Source organism: Limnohabitans sp. Rim8 (assembly GCF_945901735.1).
Lineage (GTDB): Bacteria > Pseudomonadota > Gammaproteobacteria > Burkholderiales > Burkholderiaceae_C > Limnohabitans_A.
Genome location: NZ_CAMDLM010000038.1, coordinates 1 through 23,881, shown reverse-complemented (window position 1 = coordinate 23,881; position 23,881 = coordinate 1). Strand labels below are relative to the sequence as shown.

The window sequence follows — 23,881 nt, the reverse complement described above, 5'->3', positions numbered from 1 at the left end:
CGATGAACACCCGCACCGAAGCCCAGAACGACAAGGATGCCGCGGCGCAAAACGTGGTCTCGCCTGAGCCCGCGACGGCCAATTCAACGTCCCCTGCCCGCTCGCTGTTGCGGTGCGTGGTGGCCGCTATGGGCACTTTGTCGGCGATGAGCCTGTCGGCCTTGCTAGGGCCCTTGGCGCTGGCCGTCGCGCTGTGGGGGCTGTGGGCCTGGACGGGCACCGCCGGGTCTTTGGTCACCGCCCTGAAGATGGTCCACTGGGCCTTACCCTCGGGTCAGCAGTTGCGCAGCACCGATGTGCAAGGCAACCTGCAGCAAGGCGGGCGCATCGGCCAAATCAGCTGGCAAAGCGGTGGCTTGCAGGTGCAGGCTCAGGATGCACAACTGGTGCTGGACTGGTCGCAGCTGTGGCGTCAGGCCTGGCCCCTCAAGAGCGTCCAGGTCAAGCGCCTGCGCGTGCAAGACCAGCGCCCCCCCCAAGCCCTCACACCGCTGACCGAGCTGCGCCTGCCCCTGCCCTTGCAACTGGCCGTGCAGGTGGACCAATTCAGCTGGCAAGGCAGCACGGCGGTGACGCTGTCCGATATTCAGGCCCAGTACGCCTTTGACGGGCAGGAACACCGCCTGGATGTCGACTCGCTCGCGCTGGCGCAAGGCCGCTACACCTTGCAAGCACGTTTGCAGGGGGCAGCGCCCATGGCCTTGCACATCGCGGCCCAAGGCCAGGTGCAAACCCCGGCCAGCGGCCGCACACCGGCCCTGCAGCTGCAAGTGCAGTCCACGGTGCAAGGCCAATTGTCGGGCCCGCAAGCGCAACTCTCGGTGCAAGCCGAGCTGGCCCCCACACCCGGGCAAGGCGCTTTGGGGCGCGCACAAGACAAGGTCCATCTGTCCCTGCAAGCGCAAATCCAGCCCTGGCAAAAACAAGCGGTGCTGCAAGCCGAGGGCCAGTGGCAAGCGCTCGACTTGGCCCCCCTGTGGCCCGGTGCCCCGCAAACCCGCTTGCAGGGCCAGGCCCAGCTGCAGCCCGATGGCGAAGCCTGGCAACTCGATGCGCAACTCGAGAACCTGCTGCCCGGTGCCTGGGACCTGCAGCGCCTGCCCCTGGCGCAGCTGAGCCTGAAAGCCCGCCATGCGCAAGGCCTGTGGCAGGTGCAACAAGCCCAGGCCCGTCTGGCCACAGGCCAGTTGCAAGGCCAAGGCCAGCAAACCCCACAGGGCTGGACAGGGCAGCTGGACATCCAAAACCTGCAGCCCGGCTTGCTGCACAGCGCCTGGGCCGGGCCTGCGTTACAAGGCCGCCTCAAAGCCGAAGCCACAGGCACTGACACGCTCGCGCTGAGTGTCGACTTGCAAGCGCCTAAGGCGCCAACACCCTCCCCCGCCACCATCGCCACCCCGTCCGCATGGCCATGGGAACAACTGCAACTCACCGGCCAGTGGCACCCCGACCGCTGGGACATCGACAGCCTGCGCCTGCAAGCCGCAAAGGCCGTGCTGGAGGCGCAGTTCCAATGGCAACCGGCCCAAGAATCGGTGCAAGGCCGCATGACGCTGCAACTGCCCGGCCTGCAAGCCACAGCGCAAGGGAACCTGGCCCCCCTGAACGGCCAAGGGCGACTCGATGTGCAAATGCAAGACGCCGCCCTCAGCCAGTCCTGGCTGCAAGGCCTGCCGGGCTGGGGCACGCCACTTCGTGCCTTCAAGGCCAGCGGGCCGGCCCAACTGCAAACCCAATGGCAAGGCGGCTTTGCCCAAGCCGATGCGCCGCTGTCCCTGAGCCTGCAATGGCCGCGCATCGAGTGGGCGCAGTCCAACCCCAGCACCCCACCCACCCACAAATCCACCGCCCAGCCAGCGCCTTGGTTCCTGGCCCCGGGCCAGCTGAAGATGCAAGGCACCCCCCTGGCGGTGCAGGCCGAGCTGCAAGCACGCCTGGGCCAGGGCGCACACAGCGCCCAGCTGCAAACCACCTGGCGTGGCAGCCGCGCCGATGTCCACAGCCCCAACTGGCAAGGCCGCATCGAACAGTTGGCCCTCAGCACCCCCAACACGCCAAGCCCGTCGGCTGCACCCTGGCGTTTGGTTTTGCAATCCACACCCGCCTGGCAAGCCCGGCTCGACCAGATGGCCCTGACTTGGGATCCGTCGACCTGGTGGCTGCAAGGCCCTGGCCCAGGCCGCACCCGCTTGGAAGTCGAAGCGGGTGGCTGGACAGCGCCCAGCCCGGGCCAGCCCCAGCAGACCCACGGGGCGGTGCGCTGGACAGACCTGCCCGTGTCCTGGGCGCAAACCTGGCTGGGCACCGACATCCTGAACGAGATCACGCTCAAAGGCCAGGCGCAGTGGCGCATGGACAAGGATCTTGACTTGAGCCTGTCGGCAGAGCGCACCCAGGGTGATTTGCGCATCCAGTCCGACAGCCTGCCCGGGCAACTCACGACCGCTGGTTTGCGCCAGGCCCAGTTGTTCTTACGTGTGCAAAACGAGCAGATGCAAGCCGATCTGAACTGGGACAGCGCCCAAATGGGACAGGCACAGGCCAAACTGCAAAGCCAGCTGAACCGAACCCCAGACGGCTGGCAATGGGCCGAGCAGGCCCCTTTGATCGGCAGCGTGCAGGCCAACCTGCCCCAGATCGGGGCCTGGTCGGTGCTGGCCCCACCGGGCTGGCGCGTGCAAGGCACGCTGGACGCCAGCCTCACCGTGAGCGGCACTCGCAGCCAACCCCAGTGGCTGGGTCGCTTGCAAGCGAACCAACTGGCGGCCCGATCTGCCGTGCAAGGCATCGAGTTCAGCCAAGGGCAAATGCAGGCGCGCCTGCAAGGCCAAAGTCTGGTGCTGGAGAGCTTGAGCCTGCGCGGAGCTGGCGCACAAGGGGGCGAACTCCAAGCCAGTGGCCAGGTCGAGTTCAACGCCAACGCCAACGCCAACGCCAACCCCAAGGCCCAAGCCAGCCCCAACGCCAACCCATTGCGCTCGGCCGACATGGCTTTGCAGATCGAGGCCAAAAACCTGCGCGTGAGCAACCGGGCCGATCGCCGACTGAGCGTGTCAGGCGAAGTGACGGCGCGCATGGCACAAGGCCAATGGCAACTGCGCGGCGGGCTCAAGGCCGACCAAGCCCTGTTCATCCTGCCCGAGAGCAGCACCCCAGGCCTGGGCGACGATGTGGTGGTGATTCGCCCGGGTATGGGCCAGCTGGACCTGAGCGCCCTGACCGCCCCAGCCGACCCCAACGCGCCCTCCGGCTCTTGGTTGGGTGTGCCCGATGTGCGCGTCATGCTCGACTTGGGGCAAGATTTTCAGCTGCAAGGCCAAGGCCTCAGCACCCGCCTGACCGGCCAAGTGGAACTGCTGAGCAATGCCAGCACACGGGGCCTGCCACGCCTGAGTGGGCAGGTGCGCACCGAAGGCGGGCGCTACAAAGCCTACGGCCAGCAACTGAACATCGACACCGGCGTGCTGCGCTTCAGTGGCCCCTACGACAACCCCAGCTTGGACATCATTGCCCTGCGGCCCAACTTGCCGCAAAAAGTGGGCGTGCAAATCAGCGGCACCGCTTTGCTGCCGCGCATCCGTTTGTACGCCGACCCGGACCTGCCCGACGCCGACAAACTCGCCTGGCTGGTGCTGGGCCGCTCAGCAGCCAATGGCGGGGCCGAATCGGCCGTGCTGCAACAAGCCGCGGTGGCCCTGCTCAGCGGCAATGGCAAAACCCTGACCGGCGAGTTGGCCAGCAGCTTGGGGCTGGACGAAGTTTCACTCGCCAGCGGCAGCCGCTCGGACGCCACAGCCACGGGGGCAGCGGTGACCCTGGGCAAACGCTTGTCCAAAGACTTTTACCTGGTCTACGAGACCAGCCTGAGCGGCGCTTTCGGCAGTTTGTACATTTTTTACGACCTCTCGCGCCGCCTGACCCTGCGGGCGCAGGCCGGCGAACAAAGCGCACTGGATCTGATTTTCACGGTGCGGCGGGATTGAACCGCTTTTTTGCAGCTTTCACGCGCAAGAATTTCATTCACTTCAATTAATTAAATCATTTTCATGAGTTCTTAATCATTAAATGGTGACCAAAACTGTCATATCATCGCGCAGTTGCCCTGTTTCAGGGCCTCCGATCCACTGAAGTCAGCTTTCACCTATGAACAATCCCACATGGCGTTCTGAAGATGGGCAACTCTTGCGAAGTTTGCGGGAAGAGGCCGGTATTGAAGAACTGGTTTTCGCACGACACAACACCGTGTCTTTGGCGCAGCTCAAAGAACTGGAGCTCGGTGGCCACAGCAGTTTTTACACCCTCGCCATCAAACGCAGCACGGGTGCCAAACTGCTCAAAAAATTAGGGCACGACCTGGTCACGCCAGAGTTGGTCACCGTGCCACAAGAATCCACCGAGCCCAGCCTGAACGAATCACCCTCTGCCATCGCCACCGTGATGGCACCAGCGCCCATCAGCCATCCAAAGGCTCCTTCCGATTCCCACCGACGTGGGCTGATTCAGCAAGCCTTGTTTTGGACTTTGGGTGTGCTCGGTCTGGTGGCCCTGACCGCCTTCAAGCCCTGGGGCTTGTGGGATGGGCCTGCAACCGACCGGCGCTCTGACCCACAGGCAACGCTGGCCCCGTCCCCCAAGGTCCTGTCGGCCCCCCAAACTGCGCAGTCCGCGCCTGTCCAGCGCGAATTCATGCCCTCAGCAGCGCCAACCGAAGAGACCGCCTTTACCCCTGCCTCGGCTGAACTGTCCAGGCCAGTGGTCAAAGTCTCATTCCCAACGGTCACATCGGCCTGTGATTGGCAACACAGAGACAAGAGCAAAACCCACACGCCCAACCAGCCCCTCAAACCAGGCAACTATGTCTACCTGGAGGCCCAAGCCGACACCGAACTGTGTGTGCTCGACAGCCAAAACCAAAAAACAATGCTGCATCTCAAAGCGGGCATGGTCACAAGCGTTTACGGCGCAGCACCTTTTCTGTTGCACAGCCAGGACTGGCAAAACCTCAAGTTGTTCTTCCAGGGCCGTCGTGTGATGGACGCCCAGACCGATGTGCAGCACCTGCTGCTCGACAGCCAGCCGCTTTAAGGCAGCCTCTGAACTGCCGCGCACGGCCATTACAATCCGCATCCTGGCCACCGTAGTTCAATGGATAGAACTCTCCCCTCCTAAGGGAGTGATACAGGTTCGATTCCTGTCGGGGGCACCAAACCCGAATCCGCACACCTTCAAACTGGTGCGGATTTTTGCTTTTTAAAAAGCGATTTTTTCTGCCTCAAGGTAGGCCAAGCTCACATATTTGCCAATGTTGCGGTCAAAGCCTTCCATGGTCTTGGCCCTTGCGGCCACACGCGGGTCTTTCAGCACGGCGGCTTTGGCCTCGGCTTCAGACTTTCCGTCTTCCACCGCTTTGAGGCAGGGCTCCCAGATGCCCGCCATGAACTCGCCATAGGTCTTGAGCAGGTCTGGGCGTGCTTGGCCGTGGCCGGGCACCCAAAGCTGCTCGCCCGTGGCGGCCTGCAGGGCTTTGTAATATTTGAAGGTGCCGGGGTAAGAGCCCTCGTCCATGTTGGCAATGCGGTTGGTCATGGCGATGTCGCCCACAGCCGTCACCTTGTCTTGCACCACCTCGACACACAGGTCCGATGGCGTATGCGCCGTCCCATAGTGGTGCATGCGAAATCTCACATCGCCGATCTGAATCACTTGGCCATGCTGCACGGGCGTGTTGGGCAGCACCACCTGCGTGCCCAGGGTGGACTGGTGGGTCCAGCGCTCCACCAGGCTGCGCCACAGGTTGCCTTCTGCGCCTTTGAGTTTTTCAATGGTGCTGGGCAGCGCGTAAATGGGCAGCTTATCGCCATAGGTCTTGGCAAAGGCGTGGTTGCCCAGCCAGTGGTCACCGTGGTAGTGGCTGTTGAACACGGCCACCACGGGTTTGTCGGTCACTTGGCGGATCATGCGGATGGCCATTTGGCCAATTTGCAACGAGGCCCCCGAATCGATCACCACCACCCCAGCCGAGGTCACCACAAAGATCACATTGGCCATCATGCCCCGGTTTTCTGGGGTGGGAAATCCGTCGGGGGAATAGATCATCCACACATGGGGCGACAGCTTTTGCGCCGGAATGTCGGCCACGGGCGGGCCTTCGATGAAGTCTTGCGCTTGCTGCGCCAGCAAACGGGCCTCGGGCCACAGGGCTGCGCCGCCGATGGCCGCGCTGGCCCACAACAGTTGTCGTCTTTTCATGGTGATCTCTCCATCGGTGCAGCGCCAGACAGTGTCAGGTGGCGCTGCACGCGCACCTCAAACGGCGTAGCCCTTGTTGGGCAATGCGCCCATGATTTTGGGCGTGTTGAGTTGGCGTGGCTTGATGCGACCGCCCTGGGCCTTGAGCCAGGTCTCGACCACATCCCAGACCTGTTTGTTGCCTTGGTTGCGGGCTTCCTCGGCCACCGGGGCCCAACCCGCCACCTTGTACTTTTTACCGGCGTCGATCAGCTGGCCTTTCAGGCGCATGTCGCCAATGCGTTGGCCTGCCTTGGCCACCGGGTCACAGCTGTAGGTCAGGCCGCCCACACGCACCATGTCGCCGCCTTGCTGGTAATAAGGGTCGGGGTTGAACAGGTTGTCGGCCACATCTTCGAGCACAGTCTTGATGGTCTCGCCCGTCATCTCGGTCACGGTGGCATACGAGTAGGTGGTGGCGGTCATGTCGAGCAGCCACTCGCGGGTGATGGCCTGACCCGGCAAGAGCGTGGTGCCCCAGCGAAAGCCTGGCGAGAACGCGATGTCTGCGCCCTGCACGTCCAGCAGCGCATCGATCAGCAACTGGTCACCCGTGCCATTGAAGTTGCCACGGCGGTACAGCAGGCCATCGGTCACGGCCAGCTTTTCGGCCAGCTTGGCTTCGTAAGGCGCGCGGATCTTGGTGATAAGTGCGTCCATCTCTTTGTCTGCGGGCAGCATGTTCGAGAACACGGGCAGCAGTTTGTAGCGGAAGTCGCTGACTTTTTTGTCTTTGACTTCGAAATCGAGCACGCCCAGGAACTTGCTGTTCGAGCCCGCATTGGTGACGATGGTCTTGCCGCCTTTGTTGGACACGATGGACGCGACAGGCATGCCGTCGTGCGTGTGACCGCCCATGATGGCGTCGATACCGCTGACGCGCGAGGCCATTTTCAGGTCCACATCCATGCCGTTGTGGCTGATGACAACAACGACTTGCGCGCCTTTGCCGCGGGCCTCGTCGACCATCTTTTGCATGTTCTCGTCCTGGATGCCGAACTCCCAGTCGGCCACCATGTAACGCGGATTGGCAATCGGGGTGTAAGGAAAAGCTTGGCCGATGATGGCGCAAGGCACACCGTTGATTTCGCGGATCACATAGGGCTTGAACACCGGGTCACCAAAGTCATTGGTCTTGACGTTTTGTGCGACAAAGTCGACCTTGCCCGCAAAGTCTTTTTCAATGATTTCTTTGACGCGCGCCATGCCCAAAGTGAACTCCCAATGGCCGGTCATCACATCCACACCCAGCAGTTTGCAAGCGTCGACCATGTCTTGGCCATTGGTCCACAAGCTGGTGCCCGAGCCTTGCCAGGTGTCACCGCCGTCGAGCAACAAAGCGCCGGGGCGGCTGGCCTTCATGCGCTTGACCAGCGTGGCCAGGTGGGCAAAACCACCGACTTTGCCGTAGCGCTTGGCGGCTTTTTCAAAGTCCAAAAAAGTCAGCGCGTGGGCCTCGGCCGTGCCCGGGCGAATCTTGGCCGCTTGCAGCAAATACTCGCCCACCAAATGCGGCAGATTGCCCTGCATGGCGCCAACCCCTAGGTTGATGCTGGGCTCGCGGAAATAAATCGGCTTGAGCTGGGCATGGCAATCGGTCATGTGCAAGAAAGACACATTGCCGAACTTGGGAATGTCGTACAAGCCATTGGCCGCTGTGCTGGCACTCGATTGGGCATAAGCGCCCATGCTCAGGCCAGCCATGGTGCCGGCACCCATGACTTGGATAAATTCGCGTTTGGAGAGATTCATATTTGCAACCACTGATATATACGGGGCTAAAAAACCCGGCCAAGCCGGGTTTTTTAGTGCTTACTGGTTAACAGGAGACTTGGGGTCGAGCAACAGGCCCACGATGTGGCGAACTTGCATTTCGTTCAAGATGCCCATGTGGCCTGCGCGGGGCATGTTAGAGCAGGCGTTGTAGGCCTTAGAGTTCCAGATCTTGCCCCAGGTGTATTCGACGATGGGCTTGCTGGCGGGATCTTCAGGGTTGGACACGCCGCGGATCTTGCCGTAGTTGTACAGACTCGGTCCCAATGTGCCGTAAGAAATTTCCTTCTTGTCCATCTGGTGGCAGTTGTAGCAGTTGCCGCCATTGACGGCCGTCGCGGAATCGGTCCAAGTCAGACCACGACCGCTTTGCGCAATGGCTTCGCCCTGCTTCCAATCGCCGATGAACTTGCCATCCGAGGGCCATTTGATGGCTTTCATGTTGGCTTCTTCGATGCGCTTGGCGGTTTTTTCGTCCAGTGGCTTACCCGCCACGTCGGCCTCACTGCAAGCGGTGTTGGTTTCGTCGGTGGCCGTGAGGCGCGCCACTTTCACATGGCTCTCATCACGGAAAGAAGCCTTGACGATCTTGTCGGTCAGGGCGTTGAGCTCGGCCACGGAAGGGCCGGATGCACAGCCTGCAGCCACCAAAGCGGCAGCCAAGCTGGCCAGTACGAGTTGGGTCTTTTTGTTCATGAGGTTCTCCAGTTCAGATCAGCGCTTGATGGCCGGGGCAACGGAAGCTGCACCCTTGGCATTCACACCCAGGTAGGTGGACAAGGCCACAGTGGCGTCGCTGCCAAAACCAGGGTAAGGAAAGCGCTGCTGGCGGTAGCAGTCGTTCAGGCGCAGCTGCATGCTCCACATCTGACCGTTGGACACGCGGTAGGCAGGCCAGGCGGCAAAACCGACACCGTCGCCAGGGTTCTTGGTCAGTATGGGCAGGTCTTGCAAGCGGATGCGCTTGCCTTCTTCACCGTGGCAGGAAGCGCAAGAAAAGTCGTGCGATCCACCGCGCTGGAAGAACAGGCGCTTGCCCACTTCGTAGAAGGTTTTTTCTTGGGTGTGCGATTGCGAGAGGTTGAACTTCATACCCTTGGACTCGGCAGCGACCCAAGTGGCCAAGGCGGTCACGTTGGCCATCTCGCCACGACCAAATGCGGTCTTGGAAATCTCAGCGGCGTTGAAGCCTTGCAGGGTTTCCATGCAGGTCACTAGGCGGGACTCCAGGTCCTGCATGCGCTGGGTGTCCGCAAAGTATTTGGGCAATTCCACAAAAGCACCTTTGACCACGCCCGGGCCTTTGCCCAAGTCGCATTTTTCAAGACTGGCGTTTTTAGGTCCGCGTGCTTTTTTCCAGAGGTCTTCACCTTTGGCTTCAAAAAGATCCGCAGGATTGCCGTCTTGCAACATGGCGCGGTATTCGTCAATGCCCTGGCTGGCGGTTTTTTGGGCCAGAGCTGGCACGGTACTCAAAGCCAGTGCTGTTGCCATGGCCAAACTTGATGCTTTGTTCATTGTCACCTCTGTTGGTATTTTTCAAACACGAAAAGGGTGAAGTTGTGACTTCACCCTTTGATCTGACATCGCACGATCACGAAACGGTGGCTTCGTCGGTGCGGGTATCGCCCTTGTTGTCTTTCCAGGTCACGGCAATTTTGTCGCCGGCTTTGGCGCCTTTGACTGCAAATTGCAGGAAAGGATTTTTAGACACTGCGGGGCCCCACTCGGCGGAGAACACGTCTTTGCCATTAAGTTTGGCTGTCACTTCTTGGATGAACCAAGCGGGAACAGTTTTGCCGGAAGCGTCTTTACGCTGGCCGGTTTCCATTTCGTGGCTCATGAGCACACGAACGGTTGCTTTGTCACCAGCGGCCTGGGCACGAATGCGCATTGGATCTGCCATTTTTCTCTCCTAAATCTTTCAGTGAATCAATGTATAGAGGCTGTATGCCGAGGCTTAGCCTCCGCAACCGCCCAGAGTGACCTTGACTTCTTTTTTGGCCCACAAAGCCTTGCCGTCGTTCATGATGGCCACAGCGTAGACATCAGAAGACTGGCCCATTTTGGCGCGGGTCGAGAAATTGGCGTCGACAGACTCAGTGACGTAGAACATGGCCACCAGAGCGGACGGGTTCTTCTCGACCATGATCAGCAATTGCTTGACGCCAGGCAACGCTGTACTGGCACCCAAAGGCACCACAGCCCCGTTTTCAGCGATGTCCGGACCGATGATGGTGACGTCTTTGCTTTCTGTCAGGCTGGTGGCTCCAGCGGCCTTGGCAGCGTCTTGCACCGACTTGGCGTCGAATGCGGCTTTGTTGAACGCGGCGTGGGCAAACTGTGGGAAACCCGCAGTGGCCAAGAGGCCAGCCACAACAGCGCTTTGCTTGAGTGTCTCGCGACGGTTTTGCATCTGATATCTCCTTGATGGTTGAGTGATGCTATTGAAACAGGTTCAGAAGTGCAACGGGTATAGCCCGTATTACTTGCTGGCCCCCTTGGAAATCCATTCGGCCATCTGCTTGGCATCCGCCTCAGGCAGGGACTGGGCAGGCATGGGGATTTGACCATAAACACCCACACCACCGGCCTTGATTTTGCTCAATAAATAGTCAGTCTTACCGGCTTGTTTTTTCGCAATTTCGTTGAAGCCAGGGCCCACAATTTTCTTGTCCACGCCGTGGCAAGCGGTGCAACTGTGCTTGTTCAAAAGCGAAATCGCTGCTTTGGCTTCGTTGTTTTCTGGCTTGGCAGCGGCTACAGGAGCAGCAGCGGCCACCGGCATACCGGCCTTGGGCTCGGGTTTGGTGGTGTCAGCGCCGCGCTGTGGGCCGACAATGCGGTTTTGCTCTTGCAAGTTACCGTGGGCATTTCGCGCAAAGTCAGGCAGAAATGACGCCACTTTGATTTCAGGCGTGCAGTCCTTCATGCAAATTTTGTTGGCGGTGTCGGGCTTTTTGACGCCACCCAATTCATTGCCGGGCCACATCGCATGGGCTGTGTTCATGCCATTACGGTTGGGCATGCGCGCCTGCACTTCGGCGATGTTCTTGTCAGACAGCACGTAGTTGTCGGGCACGATGTTGGCCATGTTCAGCATGAAGGCCGTGACGGCATAGACCTCTTCTGTGCTCAGTGTCTTGGGGTTGGTCCAAGGCATGGCGCGGTTGATGTAGTCCCACAGGGTTGAGACCGTGGGCACTTTCATGATGGTGGTGCGGCCGGGGTAGTCGGTGCGCTTCAAGTTGGCCACGCGGCCATTCTTGATGTCTTCGGCGGTGGTGCCACCAATGAGCGGACTGAACACCTCATTGGACTCACCAAACACGCCGTGGCAGTGGGCGCACTTGGCTTCCCATACATCCTGGCCTTTTGCCACCGAGCCAGAACCTGCAGGCAGGCCCTTGAAGTCGGGCCGCACATCAATGTCCCACTTGGCCACCTCTTTGGTAGTCGCTTCACGGCCTACACCCGGAAATTTTTGACTTTGTGCGGCGGCCAAACCTGCCATGGCCAGCCAAGCCACGGTCACAACGGCATTACGAAACTTGGACATTTTTCACCTCACCGTTTTCCTGCACCAACCAAGACTGAATGGCGTTGTTGTGATAAATCGAACGTGTGCCGCGAACTGAGCGCAGCTGTTGGTAAGTGGGTTGCACATGGCCCGTGTCATCCTGAGCCCGGCTTTGGATGATGGCGGGCTTGCCATCCCACACCCAATTCAGGTTGAATCGGGTCAAGGCTTTGGACAGGACCGGGGTCTCCAGCCGTGCCTGACGCCAATTGCGCCCGCCATCGGTGGACACGTCCACGCGCTTGACCTTGCCTTTGCCCGACCAGGCTAGACCCGTGATGTTGTAGAAACCTTTGTCGAGCAAGACCTGACCGCCCGAGGGCGTGGTCACTACGCTCTTGATTTCCTGCAAATTGGTGTACTGGCGGTGCGTGCCATCCGGCTGCAAGTCGATGTAATGAATCGCTTCGTCTTTGGCCGCATAGGGTTTGTCACCCACTTCGACGCGGCGCAGGTACTTGACCCAGCTCACGCCTTGCACGCCTGGCACCACCAAGCGCAAGGGGTAGCCGTTTTCGGGGCGCAGCATTTCACCGTTTTGGCCATAGGCCACGATGACCTCACCCGAGGTGATCAGGCTCATGGGGATGGTGCGGGTCATGGACGAGCCGTCGCCGCCTTCGGCCAAAACAAACTTGCCGTTTTTCAGGTCAGCGCCAGCCATCTCCAACAGGGTAATCAGGGGCACGCCCGTGAACTCGCTGCAAGAAATCATGCCGTGTGTGTACTGCACGGTGGGCACCGCCACATTGCCCCACTCGGTGGCGGTGTTGGCACCGCACTCGATGAAGGCAAAGCGCGAGACCGATGGCAAACGCATGATCTCGTCCATGGTGAAGACCATGTTCTTTTTGACCATGCCGTTGATCATGAAGCGGTGCTTGGACGGGTCGATGTCCCACCAACCTTGGTGGTGACGCTCGAAGTGCAAACCGCTGGGCGTGACGATACCGAACAAGGACTGCAGTGGCGCGAACGACACCGAAGCTTGGGTGGTTTGTGTCAGGCCAGGGCTTTGTCGGCGCTGCAAGTTCGCTTCGAACTTGGAGGGCTTGCCATAACCTTCCACGGCCACGCCCTGACCCAGACCCGTGGTGTGCTCGGGCAAGTTGAGAATATTGGGGTCCCCACCTTCGGCGGGCACCGGGTTGCCCTGAGCCATGGCCATGGGGGCGGCGGCGCCAGCGGCTGCTGCGGCAAAAGCGTTGCGGATGAAATCACGTCGGCCTTTTTTGCCTTCGGCAAAGACCTCCTTGATACCACTGGGGGACAGGAAGCTTTCAGGCGCTTTTTGCACCCTTCCTGAGTTGATGTTGTCTGCGTTCACACAAACTCCTTGTTGGTTTGATCATTCACATCCGCACCGATGGCCACTTGCGTGCAAACCGCTCGGCAAACCTTCGCTGCAGTGTCGTCTGCAATCCGATAAAACACTTGGGCACCTTGACGGCGCTTTCCCAACACGCCCGACCTGAACAGGATGTTCAGGTGCTGGGACATATTGGGCTGAGCAACACCGATGCTCTCGAGCAATTGCCCCACGTTTTTTTCACCCTGGCAAAGCGCACTGATGATGCGAAGCCGAATGGGTGTCGACATCACGGCAAAAAGGTCTGCCGCTTTGTCAAATACCTCATCCTGATCCACTGTCATCTTGCCCTTACATTTAGGTTCATATATTCGGATGTTCGAATATATACGATAAGCGATGAATCTGAATCAGGGTTTACACGGGCTTGTTTCCTGCTCAGGACAAACTCTGATGGGGTTTCCAGCCTTACTGCATAGATGAAAGCCCAGTCGAAGGTCATGGACGATGGACTTCAATCCAGCCGTTCACATGCCTTTTGAAAAAGCTGGGTATTTTCAGTACCCAAAAGGCGATGACCTAAGGCCTCATTTGAACTTGTAGTGATCGCGGTTGAGCACCGCTGCGACCGAGGTCACGTCCTCTGGAAACATGCCCAGGTTGAGCTCGGTGTTGCATTGCTCGACCATGCCGCGCAAAAAAGCTGCGGTGTTGATGCGTCCCTGTGGCTTGTACATGGCGTTGCCGTCGCCCCCCACCTTGGAGACGTGACAGGACACGCATTTGCTTTCGTTGATGAGTTTTTCACCCAGTTTGTAGTCGGCTTCCTTGAAAATGGCGGGTTGGGCATGAGCCCAAGCACCCACCAAGACACACAAACCTGCCAAGACGCTTGTTCTACAAATGTTCATGCCCATTTCCCCGTAAAAAAGCCGCTCAAGGGCAGACCTTTGAGCGGCAAGCAAAAGCCACGAGTAACCATCGAGCTTTCTAAATCATCTGTTCTCAACCAATCCTGTCAGCGGCTTGAATTACTTCGCTCCAGCGAGAATCCAGGTGGCCAAAGTCAGGGCGTCGGCATCGCTCAAAGCGGCTTGGGCGGGCATGGGCACTGGGCCCCACTTGCCCGAACCACCGGCCTTGATGCTCTTGGCCAAATTGGCAGCAGCGTCTTTTTGACCGCCATATTTCTTGGCAACGTCCTGGTAGGAAGGACCCACCAGTTTCTTGTCCACGGCGTGGCAGGCCATGCAAGCATTTTTCTTGGCCAAATCCGAGTTGGCGAATGCAGGGGCTGACATCAGGGCAGAGACGGCAACAGCAGCAAAAATCAGTTTCATGAGAGCTCCGTGTGAAGGGTTTTGAATATAACCAGTCGCTAATTTAACCCAAATCAAGACGGCTCTGTGCAAAACCGCTCAACTTTCATCTCATGGATTTTACTGAGCTCCCGCAGCACACCGCCCCAAAGCCATCCCAAAAACGCGGCCATAGGGCTCACTCAATCGCGGGTTGTTCGGGCTTGACCACCGCTTTTCCAGCAGCAGCCCAAGCGTCAAAACCACCCGCAATCGATGAAACATTCAGGTAGCCCATGCTCTGCATGGTTTGAGCCGCCAAAGCTGCGCGGCCGCTGGTTTTGCAGTAAAGAACGACTTTCAGGTCACGGCCCGACAAGGCGGGCGTGCCGCTGAGCTTGAATTCCAACAGGCCCCGGGTCACCAATACCGCACCGGGCAGGTGGCCTGCGGCAAATTCGTCGGCTTCACGCACATCGATCAACACATCGGCTTGGCGAATGGCTTCATCGGCGTCTTGCAAGGCAATCTCGCGGACATGGGCTTTGGCTTGCAGGACCAGATCGTGGGCTGTTTTCATGGTGTCTCCTTCAGGTTCAAACAATGGGTTTCAGGGGGCCAGCTGGGCATTCAGGCCCTGCAAGCTTTGCACAGAGAGGCTACCGGTCAAGGCGTCCAGTTGCAAGCGTGTCTGCAGCAGCTCGGTCTGCGCACGCAGCCAGGCCAGTTCGGACTGGGCCGCGTCGTTTTGGGCTTGCAGCAAGTCCAAGGTGGTGCGGTCACCCACTTGGCGGCCCAAAAGCGTGGCGTCCAGTCTGGCGGTGCTGGCTTTCCATGCGGCTTGCAGGGCAGACAATCGGGCAGGGCCAGTTTGCAGGGCCAGCCACACCGAGCGGGCTTGCTGCTGAGTTTGCTGCACGGCCAGCTCGTATTCGGCCTCGGCTTGCGCTTGCGCGCTCACAGCTTCTTGCAGTTTGGCGCTGCGGTAACCGCCGCTGTACAAGGGCACGTTCAGGCTGAGGCCCACCATCTGCTGGCTTTGCGTGTTGCCCGCTGGGCCAAAGTCGCCGTCGCCACTCAAGCGGTCACGGCCGGCCTGGGCCACCAGGTCGAGCGTGATGCCACCGCGGGCTTGGTGCTTTTTCACCTCTTGCCGGGCCACGTCCCATTGGGCTTTTTTCAGTCGCAAACCGGAGTTGGCTTCGCGCACTTGGGCCAGCACCTGGTCCAAAAGCGGCGATGCGGCAGCAGACTCAGCGGCTTTGGGCGCTTGGGGTTTTAGGGTCTCGGTGGGCAAGCGGGTGGATTCGGCCAGCACTTGGCGGGCCATTTGAAGCTCGCTGTCAGCGGCCAGCCACTGCGCCTGCAAGCCCGAGGCGCGGGCAGCGGCTTCGTGGGTGTCGGTCACAGGCAAATCACCAATGGCAAAACGGTCACGGGCTTCGGTCAGCGAGCGTTCAACGGCAGACAGTTGGTTTTTCAAAACTTGCAGCTGGCGCTCGGCCAGCAACACGTTGAAATAGCGCTGCACCGTGAGCAGCATGAATTGCTGCTGGGCCAGATCGGCGCGCCATTCGGCCACGCCTGCAGCTTGCTGCAATTGCGCTTGTTGCACTTGGCGCTCGGGGCTGTACAGGGCTTGTTTGGCTTGCAAAGACCAGCGCGTGGACAACGCGGCGCTGGCCGAGGTGGCAAAACTGCCGGGCATCGGCGGCTGACCACCAACTGCAAACTGCGCACCTGTGGTGAGGGTCTCAGATGACATGGCCCCCACCGTGGCGCTGCCCACCACGACAGGTCGCCACAGCGATTGGGCCTGCGCTTCAAAGGCTTGCACCGAAAAACGGGTGGCTTGCACCACCTGCATCTGCGGGTCGTGCTGGCGTGCCTGCTCCCAGGTTTGCAGCAGGTCCAGCGCCTGCGCGGCAGGCGCGAAGAGCGCTGCGGCCAACAGCGCACCGCTCAGGTGTTTGAGGTTCAATCGTGAGGGGGTCATGGCGCGCTGGCTTTCTGATCAGCCGCGCTTAACGCCCAGCTTGCCGAGGATGGACTCCATGAGGCACCACTGGGTGAGCGCGCTTTGCAGCAAGTTGGCCCCCACAAAGGCGGTGAACGCCAGCCACCACTCGCTCACAAAAATCGGGCTGCCCTGCACGCCCAAAGCCAAAGACAACAGCACAAAGGTGCCAGCGACCAAACGAACGATTTGCCAAGATTTCATGGTGATTTACTCCAGTTGATGAAAGAAAAAACTCAAGCGCCGTACTTTTTGCGGTACGCCACGTAATACAAAGTCGGGATGACGACCAGCGTCAGCACGGTGGACACAAAAATGCCGAAGATCAGCGAGATGGCCAGGCCATTGAAGATCGGGTCATCCACAATGAAAAAGGCACCGATCATGGCCGCCAGGCCCGTGAGCATGATGGGCTGGGCGCGGGTGATGGCCGATTGCACAATCGCCCGTTTGAAGTCCATGCCGCTTTGCACCTGCAGGTTGATGAAGTCCACCAACAAGATCGAGTTGCGCACGATGATGCCCGCCAGCGCGATCATGCCGATCATGCTGGTGGCGGTGTACTGCGCGTTCAGCAAGGCGTGGCCAGGCATCACGCCAATGATGGTCAAGGGAATCGGCGCCATGATGATGAGCGGCGTGAGGTAAGAACCAAACTGCGCCACCACCAGCAAATAAATCAGGATCAAGCCCACGCCATAAGCTGCGCCCATGTCGCGGAAGGTCTCATACGTGATCTGTGACTCGCCATCCCACTTGATGCTGTAGCCGCGCCAGGCATCGTCGGGCTGGTGGATGAAGTATTCCTCTAGCTTTTGACCATCCGGGCCTTTGATCTGGGCCACGTCGCCGCGCATCTTGAACAAGCCATACAAAGGACTGTCCACCTTGCCTGCCATGTCGGCCATGACAAAGTTCACTGGCAGCATGTTTTTGTGGATGATGGGTTGCTCGCGCAGCGTGTCGCTCACCGTGACCAACTCGCGGATGGCCACCACTTTGCCCGTGGCGCTTTTCACGCCCAGCTGCAACAAGGCGTCGAGGTCGCCATGCAGTTGCGCGGGTAACTGAATCAGCGCGGGCACCGGGTATTTGCTGCCGTCGTGCAAATAGGTAGCGTCTTCGCCCGCCAAGCCTGCACGCAAGGTGGTCACGATGGCTTGCTGCGACACGCCCAGGGCAGCGGCCTTGCGGCGGTCCACCAACAAGACTTTGCGTGGTGCATCGGCAATGGCGCTCTCGTCCACATCGACCACGCCTTCGGTTTTCTCGAACACCGCACGCACGGCCTTGGACACCTGGCGACGCCCTTCGGCATCGGGCCCATAAATCTCGGCCACGATGGGCGACATCACGGGTGGGCCGGGCGGCACTTCGACCACCTTGACGTTGGCCCCGTGACGGCGACCAATCTCTTGCAAAGCCGGACGCACGCGGGTGGCGATCACATGGCTCTTGTCGCTGCGCTCGGACTTGCCCACCAGGTTGACTTGGATGTCCCCCAGCTCAGCACCTGCTCGCAGGTAGTACTGGCGCACCAAGCCGTTGAAGTTGATGGGCGAAGCGGTGCCGACATAGGCCTGGTAATGCGTGACCTCGGGCACGGTGGCCAAGTGGCCGCCCAGCTCACGCATCACGGCCGCTGTTTTTTCCAGCGGCGTGCCTGCGGGCATGTCCACCACCACCTGGAACTCCGACTTGTCGTCAAAGGGCAGCATCTTGAGCATGACCAAACCGGTCGCAGGCAAGACCAAAGACAAGGCAATCAAACCGGCAATGCCCAGACCCAACAGCTTGCGGTTGCGCCCGCCGGATTGGGCGTCGAGCAAAGGCTTGAAAACTTTTTCGAACAGGGGTTCTAGTTTGGCACTCAGGCCGGTGTGGCCGCCTGCCGCACCGTGCGCATCACCGGTCAGGGGCTTCATCCACATGCCCGCCAACCAGGGCGTGATGACAAAGGCAATGGCCAGCGACAGCAACATGCCCAAGCTCGCATTGATCGGGATCGGGCTCATGTAAGGGCCCATCAGGCCGCTCACAAACGCCATGGGCAAGAGCGCCGCGATGACGGTGAAGGTGGCCAAGATGGTGGGGCCACCCACTTCGTCCACCGCACCGGGGATGATGTCACGCAAGGATTTGCCGGGGAACAGCTGCTGGTGGCGGTGGATGTTTTCCACCACCACGATGGCGTCGTCCACCAAAATGCCGATGGAGAAAATCAGCGCAAACAGCGACACGCGGTTGAGCGTGAAGCCCCAAGCCCAGGACGCAAACAGGGTGGCCGTCAAGGTCAAGATCACGGCCACGCCCACAATCGCAGCCTCGCGGCGGCCCAGCGCCATGAACACGAGTGCCACCACCGACGCGGTGGCAAACAGCAGTTTCTGGATCAGCTTTTGCGCTTTGTCGTTGGCGCTTTCGCCGTAGTTGCGGGTCTCCACCACCTCGACGTTGTCTGGGATCACGGTGCCTTGCAGTGTCTCGACCCGGCGCTTGACACCATTGGCCACATCGATCGCGTTTTCACCCGACTTCTTGGTGATCGACAGCGTGACGGCGGCGAATTCTTCACCCCCGTTTTTTTCGTTGTTGCCGTGCCAGACATAGCGTGCAGCCGGCATGGGGCCGTCCTGCACATCGGCCACGTCTTTCAAGAACACCGGCTTGCCCTGCACCACCTGAACCACCAGGTCGGCCACTTCAGAAGCTTGCGACAGGTGCGGCCCGGCTTCGATGGCCACGCTTTGGTTGCCACCCAACAAATCGCCCACCGGTAAACCCAAATTGGCCGACTGCAAAGCCATGCGCAGATCGTGCACCGTGACGCCCGAGCCGTTCATGCGCTGCGGGTCAATTTGCACCAACACTGCTCGGCGCGGCCCACCCATGGTGACCACATCGCGGGTGCCGGGCACGCGCTTGATGTCGGCCTCGATGCTGTGCGCCACGCGCTCCAGATCAAAAGCGCTCACATCCGCATTTTTCCCGTGCAAGGTGAGCGACACGATGGGCACATCGTCAATGCCCTTGGGCTTGATCAGCGGTTCAGGCAAGCCCAGGTTGCGAGGTAGCCAATCGGCGTTTTCGCGGATGGTGTCGTGCAATTTGACCAGCGCCTCGGTGCGCGGCACGCCCACCTTGAACTGCACCGTCATGATCGCTACGCCGGGGCGCGAGACCGAGTAGACGTGTTCCACGCCCGCAATTTTGGACAGCACCTGCTCGGCCGGAATGGCCACCATTTGCTCGACTTCGCGCACCGACGCACCCGGGAAAGGCGCGATCACATTGGCCATGGTCACGTTGATTTGCGGCTCTTCTTCGCGGGGCGTCACCATCACGGCAAACACGCCCAACAAAAAAGCCACCAGCGCCAGTAAAGGCGTGATTTGTGCGCTTTGGAAGGCCGCTGCGATGCGGCCCGAAATGCCCATTTTTGGCTCGTTCATGAGGCTGCTCTCAAGGTTGGGTGGTGAGCGTGGCGGGGGCGGTGACGACTTGCTCGCCCGTGCTCACGCCCGACAAAATTTCCACGTTCTGGCCATTCACACGGCCCAGGCGCACTTGGCGCAAACGGGGCTTGCCTTGTGCATCCATCACATAAATGCCGGTCATTTCAGCGCGGCGCACGATGGCCGACAGGGGCAACACCACCGGTTGGGCCTGGGTGTTTTGGGCGGTACTGCCAGCCTGAACGCCGGACACCCACACGCGGGCAAACATGCCCGGCACCAAACCCTCGATGCCAGCGGGCAAAGCCAGGCGCAGCTGTGCGGTGTGCGTGACCGGGTCCACCGAAGGCAGCAGCTGGGCTGTACCCGCCTTCACCGGCTGGGCGCTGTGGCCTGAAATCTCGTAGCGCACCGACGCGAGTTGGCTGCGCACGCCACCGAGCATCGACTGCGGCACAGCCGCGCTCACGCGCAATGCCGAGGGGTCGTGCAGGGTCAGCATGGGGCGGCCGGGCATGGCCATGTCACCCAAGGTGACGGCCACATCCGACACCACACCATTGAAAGGGGCGCGCACACTGAAGAAACCGGTTTGTGTTTGCGCCGCGCGGGTCTGTGCTTGCTGGGCCTGCACCTGGGCGCGGGCCGCTTCCCACTGGGCCTGGGCGCGGTCGAGCGCACCCTGGCTGATGTATTGCTTTTGGAAGAGTTGCTTTTGACGATCCAGCTCTTTGCTGGCCACGTTCAGGTTGGCTTGTGCGGCTTCGAGTTGGGCGCTGCTGCCCGCCACCTGCTGCTGGGCGGCGCTGGCGTCGACGCGCAGCAGCTCTTGCCCAGCTCGCACGCGGTCACCTGCTTTGACATTCAGGCCCACGATGGTGCCCGCCACTTGGGTGGACAAGGTGGCTTGGCGCACCGCTTCGACCACGGCGTCCAGGCTGACCTGGGCGGCACCGGCCGTGTTGGCGGTGGCCGCCATGGTTTTGGTGCTGTCTGCATTGGCCCACACCGGGCCCATGTGCACAGCAGAAAGGGCCAAGGCCGAAGCCAGGATCAAGTGTCTTTTCATCGAAACATCTCCGTTAAACCGTTGGGTGGCAAAAGCCTGTTTATTCTCAAATTTGCACAATTGCTTATTTGCATGTTCACGCAATGATACAATCTTTTCAAGCCTGCCGTCAATTCAAGGCAAAAAAGCTGTAAATTGGAGCTCCTCATGAAAGACCTGCCCGACAAAGCCTTGGACAAGATCGCTGCCTATTTCCAGGCGCTGTCGGAGCCCACGCGCCTGAAAATCCTGAACTTGCTGCGCGAACAAGAGCGCAGCGTGGGCGAGTTGGCCCAACTCAGCGGCTACTCCGCAGCCAACGTCTCGCGCCACCTGTCTTATCTGGCCCAGCACGGTTTGGTGGAACGAGAAAGCCGTGGCGTCAGCGTTTTCTACCGCGTCAGTGACCCCTCTATTTATGCGCTGTGTGATTTGGTGTGCGGCAACATCGCCCGTCGCTACGAACAAGCCTCCAGCGACCGCGCCGTGTTCTCGCCCAACTGAACGCGACACCAAGACCCTCGTCTGGCAACCAACCCTCCTGCGGCCCCTTTTTTCTGCGGCCTTGCTGCAACCCGGCTCCACGGCCTTGCCCATGGCGGCACGGACAGAATCACAAAAAGCTATCATCAAAACTTACAAAGCCCCCCACCATTGCAGAGGGCCCCTGGAGACTTGCATGAGCCGAATCGTCGACGCCGAAAAGAAAAAAAACCTGTGTGCCCGTCTGGCCCGCATTGAAGGCCAAGTGCGCGGCCTGCAAAAACTGATCGAGGCCGATGCCGATTGCGAAAAAATCGCCCAGCAAATGGCCGCAGCCCGCAAGGCGCTGGACAAATCCTTCTTCTCGATGGTCGGCTGCATGATCGAGCAAGGCGACCAGTCGCCGGAACGTGTGGCCGAGATGCTGACCAAGTTCGCCTGAACCCATTTGGGCGCAAGGCACAGACCCTTCAAGATTTCAAGACCCGCCCATCGGCATCGAGCACCCGCACCTGAATGGGAATGCCCTGCCCCACACTTTGGGTGACGGTGCAAAAACCTTCGAACTGACCGAGCACCCGCTCAAGTTGTTCCAACTGAGCCGCTGGCACACCCAGGTGCAAAGTGGCCAGCATGTTCAACACACGCATGCGGCCATCGGCATTGCGGCCCACTTCGGCTTGCACTTCGCAGCGCAAAGGCTCGGGCGCTTGCTTGAATTTGCGCAAGGCAAAGAGCAGCGAATCGCTCAGGCAATTGCCCACTGCGGCACACAGCAACTGCACCGGCGATGGCCCCAGCCCCGTGCCCAAAGGCGCTGGCTCATCGCTGATCAGCACCGGCATGTTGTCGTCAAAGCGGATGTCAAAGCGGTAATCGTGCTGCTGGGTCAATATGACCGAAACATGTTTTTCGCTCATGGCTCAGCCCTGTGCTGCTTGCAAATCGTCCCAGGCCTTGACGTGAAAACCAATGCAGCCCGAGCAACGCTGCGTGATGCCAATGGCCAAGGCCATCAATTCTTTGTGTTTGGTGCTCAAGGCCCCCTCGGCCATGGCCGACAGGGCCAATTGGCCAAACGCCTTCATCGCGTCGGGCTGGCTTTTGCGAAATGGCACCAGGCATTCGTTGATGTCTTGCATCAAACCGGGATGGTCAAAAGTGCCCATGGGATTCACCTTTCATGTTGTGGCTCCCAATTGAACTGGTCGCAGCCCCGGTGGCACACAAGCCACCAAGAGCCTGTATAGGCCCCAGTTTATAAGCAGGCACAACGTCCCAGCTTGCTCTAGATCAAGCCAAAGAACTTCTTGGGCGCCAGTTCCCGTGCGCAACGCAGATCAGGGTGCGTGCCAGTCTGACGGCTCGTCCCCGTCATCCTCATTACTTCTGTCTCTAACAATCGTCCTGACTGCCGAGTCAGGACTTTTTTTCATCTATATGCGTAAATTTTGTTGCTAAAATAAAAAATTCATAGAACTTTTAGTTAAAGTAAGTTGTTGCGGCCCTCCAGGATGCATCACACCCGGAATAATAAAATTTTTTAAAAATTTTTGATGAATTTAATTTTTATGTGTTATCAGACACAAAAAAGTGTAATAATCTCACGAAAATATTAAAACTAATTTGGTCTTTAAACATTCACATGACATCCAGTTCCGATAACGCCATCCAATTTGGCCATGTTCACCCCTCATTTTTTTCAACCACATGGCCGACACCCTCAGCAGCCGCATGAATCGGTCATCTTGGTCGACGGCAAAACAGCAGAGAAGATTTTTATAGTCCAATATTATTAATTAATAATAATAATAATATTGTCACTTAAATACTCATTTACTGCTAAAAACAAATTTAGCAAACCACTTCCCAACGCATTTTTGGACCCAAGACCATGCCCCAGCAACTCCTTGAAAAAAGCCCTCTGTCCTTCAATACCTCTCAGGGGCAAATCCCGAAGGGTCAAGTGGTGATCGTGCTGGAGGGGCGTGAGGCCAGTCCCGGCAAAGTGGTCAATACAGAACAGGGTCAAAGCTACAAAATCATCAACGCTGCAACCAAGGAGGTGGTCAAACCCCTCAAGGTGGAGCGTGTAGGCAAAAAACTGAAGGTCACGCTGGCAGATGGCGAAATCTTGGAATTGATGAATTTCTTTGATGACGGGCAAGCACAACGGGCAGAGTTTTTGTTGTCGACCAGCGATTCTGCCTGCCCCATTGTGATCATCGAGTCCGCCTTGGCATCGGCACAGGCCCCAGTCTTGGACGCCAATGGCAATGAACTGCTGTGGTCTGCAGATGCGTCCTCAGCCCAAATGTGCCTGTATGCAGCATCTGCAGCATTCACGCCTGCTGCCTTGCCCACTGTTGCGGCAGCGGCAGGACTGGGCCCCGTGGGGGCGGTTGCGGCCGGCGTTTTGGGCTTGGCCGCCGCGGGTGGTGGTGGTGGTGGTGGGGGGGGGGCAAGCAACAACACCGCAGCGGCCAAGATCGCCGCTTATGCCCAAGACAACGGCGCGAACCTGATCACAAATCCCGCCCCCGCACTCAGCGACTACACCGCCCTGGGCGTCACTGGCATCGGCGGCACAGGCCAGCCCACGGTGGCCATGATCAACAGCGCGCTGGCCG

Annotated in this window: 22 protein-coding genes, 1 tRNA gene and 1 pseudogene; 6 read left to right on the top strand and 18 right to left on the bottom strand. The window is 59.4% G+C overall.

Annotated features, from left to right (window positions below; all coding sequences use genetic code 11):
- Positions 1 to 2: 2 nt before the first annotated feature.
- The 3 genes from Q0O99_RS15350 (at position 3) to Q0O99_RS15340 (ending at position 5,206) form a co-directional block, all read left to right on the top strand.
- The gene (locus Q0O99_RS15350; RefSeq protein ID WP_293752851.1) at positions 3 to 3,983 is read left to right on the top strand and encodes a translocation/assembly module TamB domain-containing protein; all 3,981 of its coding nucleotides are present in this window, start codon (positions 3 to 5) and stop codon (positions 3,981 to 3,983) included.
- A 160-nt stretch (positions 3,984 to 4,143) separates the two neighbouring features.
- Complete coding sequence (locus tag Q0O99_RS15345) at positions 4,144 to 5,085, top strand: hypothetical protein (protein WP_293752850.1); 942 nt, start codon at positions 4,144 to 4,146, stop codon at positions 5,083 to 5,085.
- A gap of 46 nt (positions 5,086 to 5,131) precedes the next feature.
- Positions 5,132 to 5,206 (top strand) — tRNA-Arg (locus Q0O99_RS15340).
- 44 nt (positions 5,207 to 5,250) lie between these two features.
- On the opposite strand, the gene Q0O99_RS15335 is transcribed toward Q0O99_RS15340, so the two are convergent.
- The 16 genes from Q0O99_RS15335 to Q0O99_RS15260 all read right to left on the bottom strand — a co-directional run bounded on the left by Q0O99_RS15335 (position 5,251) and on the right by Q0O99_RS15260 (position 20,789).
- Positions 5,251 to 6,249 carry an MBL fold metallo-hydrolase gene (locus Q0O99_RS15335; RefSeq protein ID WP_293752849.1) on the bottom strand — a complete coding sequence of 333 codons (999 nt, stop codon included), beginning with the start codon at positions 6,247 to 6,249 and terminating at the stop codon, positions 5,251 to 5,253.
- A 57-nt stretch (positions 6,250 to 6,306) separates the two neighbouring features.
- Positions 6,307 to 8,040, bottom strand: coding sequence for a thiosulfohydrolase SoxB (soxB, locus tag Q0O99_RS15330; protein WP_293752848.1), 1,734 nt, complete (start codon positions 8,038 to 8,040; stop codon positions 6,307 to 6,309).
- Between the two features lie 60 nt (positions 8,041 to 8,100).
- On the bottom strand, positions 8,101 to 8,757 hold the full coding sequence (gene soxX / locus Q0O99_RS15325; RefSeq protein WP_293752847.1) for a sulfur oxidation c-type cytochrome SoxX: 657 nt from the start codon (positions 8,755 to 8,757) through the stop codon (positions 8,101 to 8,103).
- Between the two features lie 18 nt (positions 8,758 to 8,775).
- Positions 8,776 to 9,579, bottom strand: a complete 804-nt coding sequence (gene soxA, locus Q0O99_RS15320; protein ID WP_293752846.1) for a sulfur oxidation c-type cytochrome SoxA — start codon at positions 9,577 to 9,579, stop codon at positions 8,776 to 8,778.
- Positions 9,580 to 9,655: 76 nt separating this feature from the next.
- On the bottom strand, positions 9,656 to 9,967 hold the full coding sequence (gene soxZ, locus Q0O99_RS15315; RefSeq protein WP_293752845.1) for a thiosulfate oxidation carrier complex protein SoxZ: 312 nt from the start codon (positions 9,965 to 9,967) through the stop codon (positions 9,656 to 9,658).
- A 54-nt stretch (positions 9,968 to 10,021) separates the two neighbouring features.
- Positions 10,022 to 10,477: a thiosulfate oxidation carrier protein SoxY gene (gene soxY, locus Q0O99_RS15310; protein ID WP_293752844.1), complete on the bottom strand. Its 456-nt coding sequence runs from the start codon at positions 10,475 to 10,477 to the stop codon at positions 10,022 to 10,024.
- A gap of 69 nt (positions 10,478 to 10,546) precedes the next feature.
- Positions 10,547 to 11,620, bottom strand: coding sequence for a c-type cytochrome (locus tag Q0O99_RS15305; RefSeq protein WP_293752843.1), 1,074 nt, complete (start codon positions 11,618 to 11,620; stop codon positions 10,547 to 10,549).
- Positions 11,604 to 12,968, bottom strand: coding sequence for a sulfite dehydrogenase (gene soxC / locus Q0O99_RS15300; protein ID WP_293752842.1), 1,365 nt, complete (start codon positions 12,966 to 12,968; stop codon positions 11,604 to 11,606). The genes Q0O99_RS15305 and soxC overlap by 17 nt, the downstream gene beginning before the upstream one ends.
- Positions 12,965 to 13,294 (bottom strand): helix-turn-helix transcriptional regulator, encoded by a 330-nt coding sequence (locus tag Q0O99_RS15295; protein ID WP_293752841.1) that lies wholly within the window; start codon positions 13,292 to 13,294, stop codon positions 12,965 to 12,967. The genes soxC and Q0O99_RS15295 overlap by 4 nt, the downstream gene beginning before the upstream one ends.
- A 243-nt stretch (positions 13,295 to 13,537) precedes the next feature.
- Positions 13,538 to 13,861, bottom strand: a complete 324-nt coding sequence (locus Q0O99_RS15290) for a hypothetical protein (protein WP_293752840.1) — start codon at positions 13,859 to 13,861, stop codon at positions 13,538 to 13,540.
- Positions 13,862 to 13,981: 120 nt separating this feature from the next.
- Positions 13,982 to 14,290 (bottom strand): c-type cytochrome, encoded by a 309-nt coding sequence (locus Q0O99_RS15285; protein WP_293752839.1) that lies wholly within the window; start codon positions 14,288 to 14,290, stop codon positions 13,982 to 13,984.
- Between the two features lie 157 nt (positions 14,291 to 14,447).
- Positions 14,448 to 14,828 carry a rhodanese-like domain-containing protein gene (locus tag Q0O99_RS15280; RefSeq protein ID WP_293752838.1) on the bottom strand — a complete coding sequence of 127 codons (381 nt, stop codon included), beginning with the start codon at positions 14,826 to 14,828 and terminating at the stop codon, positions 14,448 to 14,450.
- A 30-nt stretch (positions 14,829 to 14,858) separates the two neighbouring features.
- Positions 14,859 to 16,244 (bottom strand): TolC family protein, encoded by a 1,386-nt coding sequence (locus tag Q0O99_RS15275; RefSeq protein WP_293752837.1) that lies wholly within the window; start codon positions 16,242 to 16,244, stop codon positions 14,859 to 14,861.
- Between the two features lie 18 nt (positions 16,245 to 16,262).
- Positions 16,263 to 16,469: a DUF2892 domain-containing protein gene (locus tag Q0O99_RS15270; RefSeq protein WP_293752836.1), complete on the bottom strand. Its 207-nt coding sequence runs from the start codon at positions 16,467 to 16,469 to the stop codon at positions 16,263 to 16,265.
- A gap of 32 nt (positions 16,470 to 16,501) precedes the next feature.
- Positions 16,502 to 19,717, bottom strand: coding sequence for an efflux RND transporter permease subunit (locus Q0O99_RS15265; protein WP_293752835.1), 3,216 nt, complete (start codon positions 19,715 to 19,717; stop codon positions 16,502 to 16,504).
- 10 nt (positions 19,718 to 19,727) lie between these two features.
- Positions 19,728 to 20,789, bottom strand: a complete 1,062-nt coding sequence (locus Q0O99_RS15260) for an efflux RND transporter periplasmic adaptor subunit (RefSeq protein WP_293752834.1) — start codon at positions 20,787 to 20,789, stop codon at positions 19,728 to 19,730.
- 147 nt (positions 20,790 to 20,936) lie between these two features.
- Between Q0O99_RS15260 and Q0O99_RS15255 the strand changes: the two genes are divergently transcribed.
- Positions 20,937 to 21,272, top strand: a complete 336-nt coding sequence (locus Q0O99_RS15255; RefSeq protein WP_293752833.1) for a helix-turn-helix transcriptional regulator — start codon at positions 20,937 to 20,939, stop codon at positions 21,270 to 21,272.
- Between the two features lie 175 nt (positions 21,273 to 21,447).
- The gene (locus tag Q0O99_RS15250) at positions 21,448 to 21,693 is read left to right on the top strand and encodes a metal-sensing transcriptional repressor (protein ID WP_293752832.1); all 246 of its coding nucleotides are present in this window, start codon (positions 21,448 to 21,450) and stop codon (positions 21,691 to 21,693) included.
- 28 nt (positions 21,694 to 21,721) lie between these two features.
- On the opposite strand, the gene Q0O99_RS15245 is transcribed toward Q0O99_RS15250, so the two are convergent.
- Together Q0O99_RS15245 and Q0O99_RS15240 are read right to left on the bottom strand one after the other, a co-directional pair.
- Positions 21,722 to 22,171, bottom strand: a complete 450-nt coding sequence (locus Q0O99_RS15245; RefSeq protein WP_293752831.1) for an OsmC family protein — start codon at positions 22,169 to 22,171, stop codon at positions 21,722 to 21,724.
- Between the two features lie 33 nt (positions 22,172 to 22,204).
- Positions 22,205 to 22,420: pseudogene (locus Q0O99_RS15240) on the bottom strand (carboxymuconolactone decarboxylase family protein); the annotation flags it as partial.
- Between the two features lie 725 nt (positions 22,421 to 23,145).
- Between Q0O99_RS15240 and Q0O99_RS15235 the strand changes: the two are divergent.
- Positions 23,146 to 23,881: hypothetical protein (locus Q0O99_RS15235; RefSeq protein ID WP_293752830.1), on the top strand; the 736-nt coding region annotated here is incomplete at its 3' end.

Excerpts from the sequence above, each read along its gene's own strand:
- Q0O99_RS15350 (WP_293752851.1), top strand. The coding sequence starts at position 3 with ATGAACACCCGCACCGAAGCCCAGAACGACAAGGATGCCGCGGCGCAA.
- Q0O99_RS15335 (WP_293752849.1), bottom strand. The coding sequence starts at position 6,249 with ATGAAAAGACGACAACTGTTGTGGGCCAGCGCGGCCATCGGCGGCGCA.
- Q0O99_RS15255 (WP_293752833.1), top strand. The coding sequence starts at position 20,937 with ATGAAAGACCTGCCCGACAAAGCCTTGGACAAGATCGCTGCCTATTTC.
- soxB (WP_293752848.1), bottom strand. The coding sequence starts at position 8,040 with ATGAATCTCTCCAAACGCGAATTTATCCAAGTCATGGGTGCCGGCACC.
- Q0O99_RS15245 (WP_293752831.1), bottom strand. The coding sequence starts at position 22,171 with ATGAGCGAAAAACATGTTTCGGTCATATTGACCCAGCAGCACGATTAC.
- Q0O99_RS15305 (WP_293752843.1), bottom strand. The coding sequence starts at position 11,620 with ATGTCCAAGTTTCGTAATGCCGTTGTGACCGTGGCTTGGCTGGCCATG.
- Q0O99_RS15265 (WP_293752835.1), bottom strand. The coding sequence starts at position 19,717 with ATGAACGAGCCAAAAATGGGCATTTCGGGCCGCATCGCAGCGGCCTTC.
- Q0O99_RS15285 (WP_293752839.1), bottom strand. The coding sequence starts at position 14,290 with ATGAAACTGATTTTTGCTGCTGTTGCCGTCTCTGCCCTGATGTCAGCC.
- soxA (WP_293752846.1), bottom strand. The coding sequence starts at position 9,579 with ATGAACAAAGCATCAAGTTTGGCCATGGCAACAGCACTGGCTTTGAGT.
- soxX (WP_293752847.1), bottom strand. The coding sequence starts at position 8,757 with ATGAACAAAAAGACCCAACTCGTACTGGCCAGCTTGGCTGCCGCTTTG.
- soxZ (WP_293752845.1), bottom strand. The coding sequence starts at position 9,967 with ATGGCAGATCCAATGCGCATTCGTGCCCAGGCCGCTGGTGACAAAGCA.
- Q0O99_RS15280 (WP_293752838.1), bottom strand. The coding sequence starts at position 14,828 with ATGAAAACAGCCCACGATCTGGTCCTGCAAGCCAAAGCCCATGTCCGC.
- Q0O99_RS15295 (WP_293752841.1), bottom strand. The coding sequence starts at position 13,294 with ATGACAGTGGATCAGGATGAGGTATTTGACAAAGCGGCAGACCTTTTT.
- Q0O99_RS15290 (WP_293752840.1), bottom strand. The coding sequence starts at position 13,861 with ATGAACATTTGTAGAACAAGCGTCTTGGCAGGTTTGTGTGTCTTGGTG.
- Q0O99_RS15260 (WP_293752834.1), bottom strand. The coding sequence starts at position 20,789 with ATGAAAAGACACTTGATCCTGGCTTCGGCCTTGGCCCTTTCTGCTGTG.
- soxY (WP_293752844.1), bottom strand. The coding sequence starts at position 10,477 with ATGCAAAACCGTCGCGAGACACTCAAGCAAAGCGCTGTTGTGGCTGGC.
- Q0O99_RS15250 (WP_293752832.1), top strand. The coding sequence starts at position 21,448 with ATGAGCCGAATCGTCGACGCCGAAAAGAAAAAAAACCTGTGTGCCCGT.
- Q0O99_RS15270 (WP_293752836.1), bottom strand. The coding sequence starts at position 16,469 with ATGAAATCTTGGCAAATCGTTCGTTTGGTCGCTGGCACCTTTGTGCTG.
- Q0O99_RS15275 (WP_293752837.1), bottom strand. The coding sequence starts at position 16,244 with ATGACCCCCTCACGATTGAACCTCAAACACCTGAGCGGTGCGCTGTTG.
- Q0O99_RS15345 (WP_293752850.1), top strand. The coding sequence starts at position 4,144 with ATGAACAATCCCACATGGCGTTCTGAAGATGGGCAACTCTTGCGAAGT.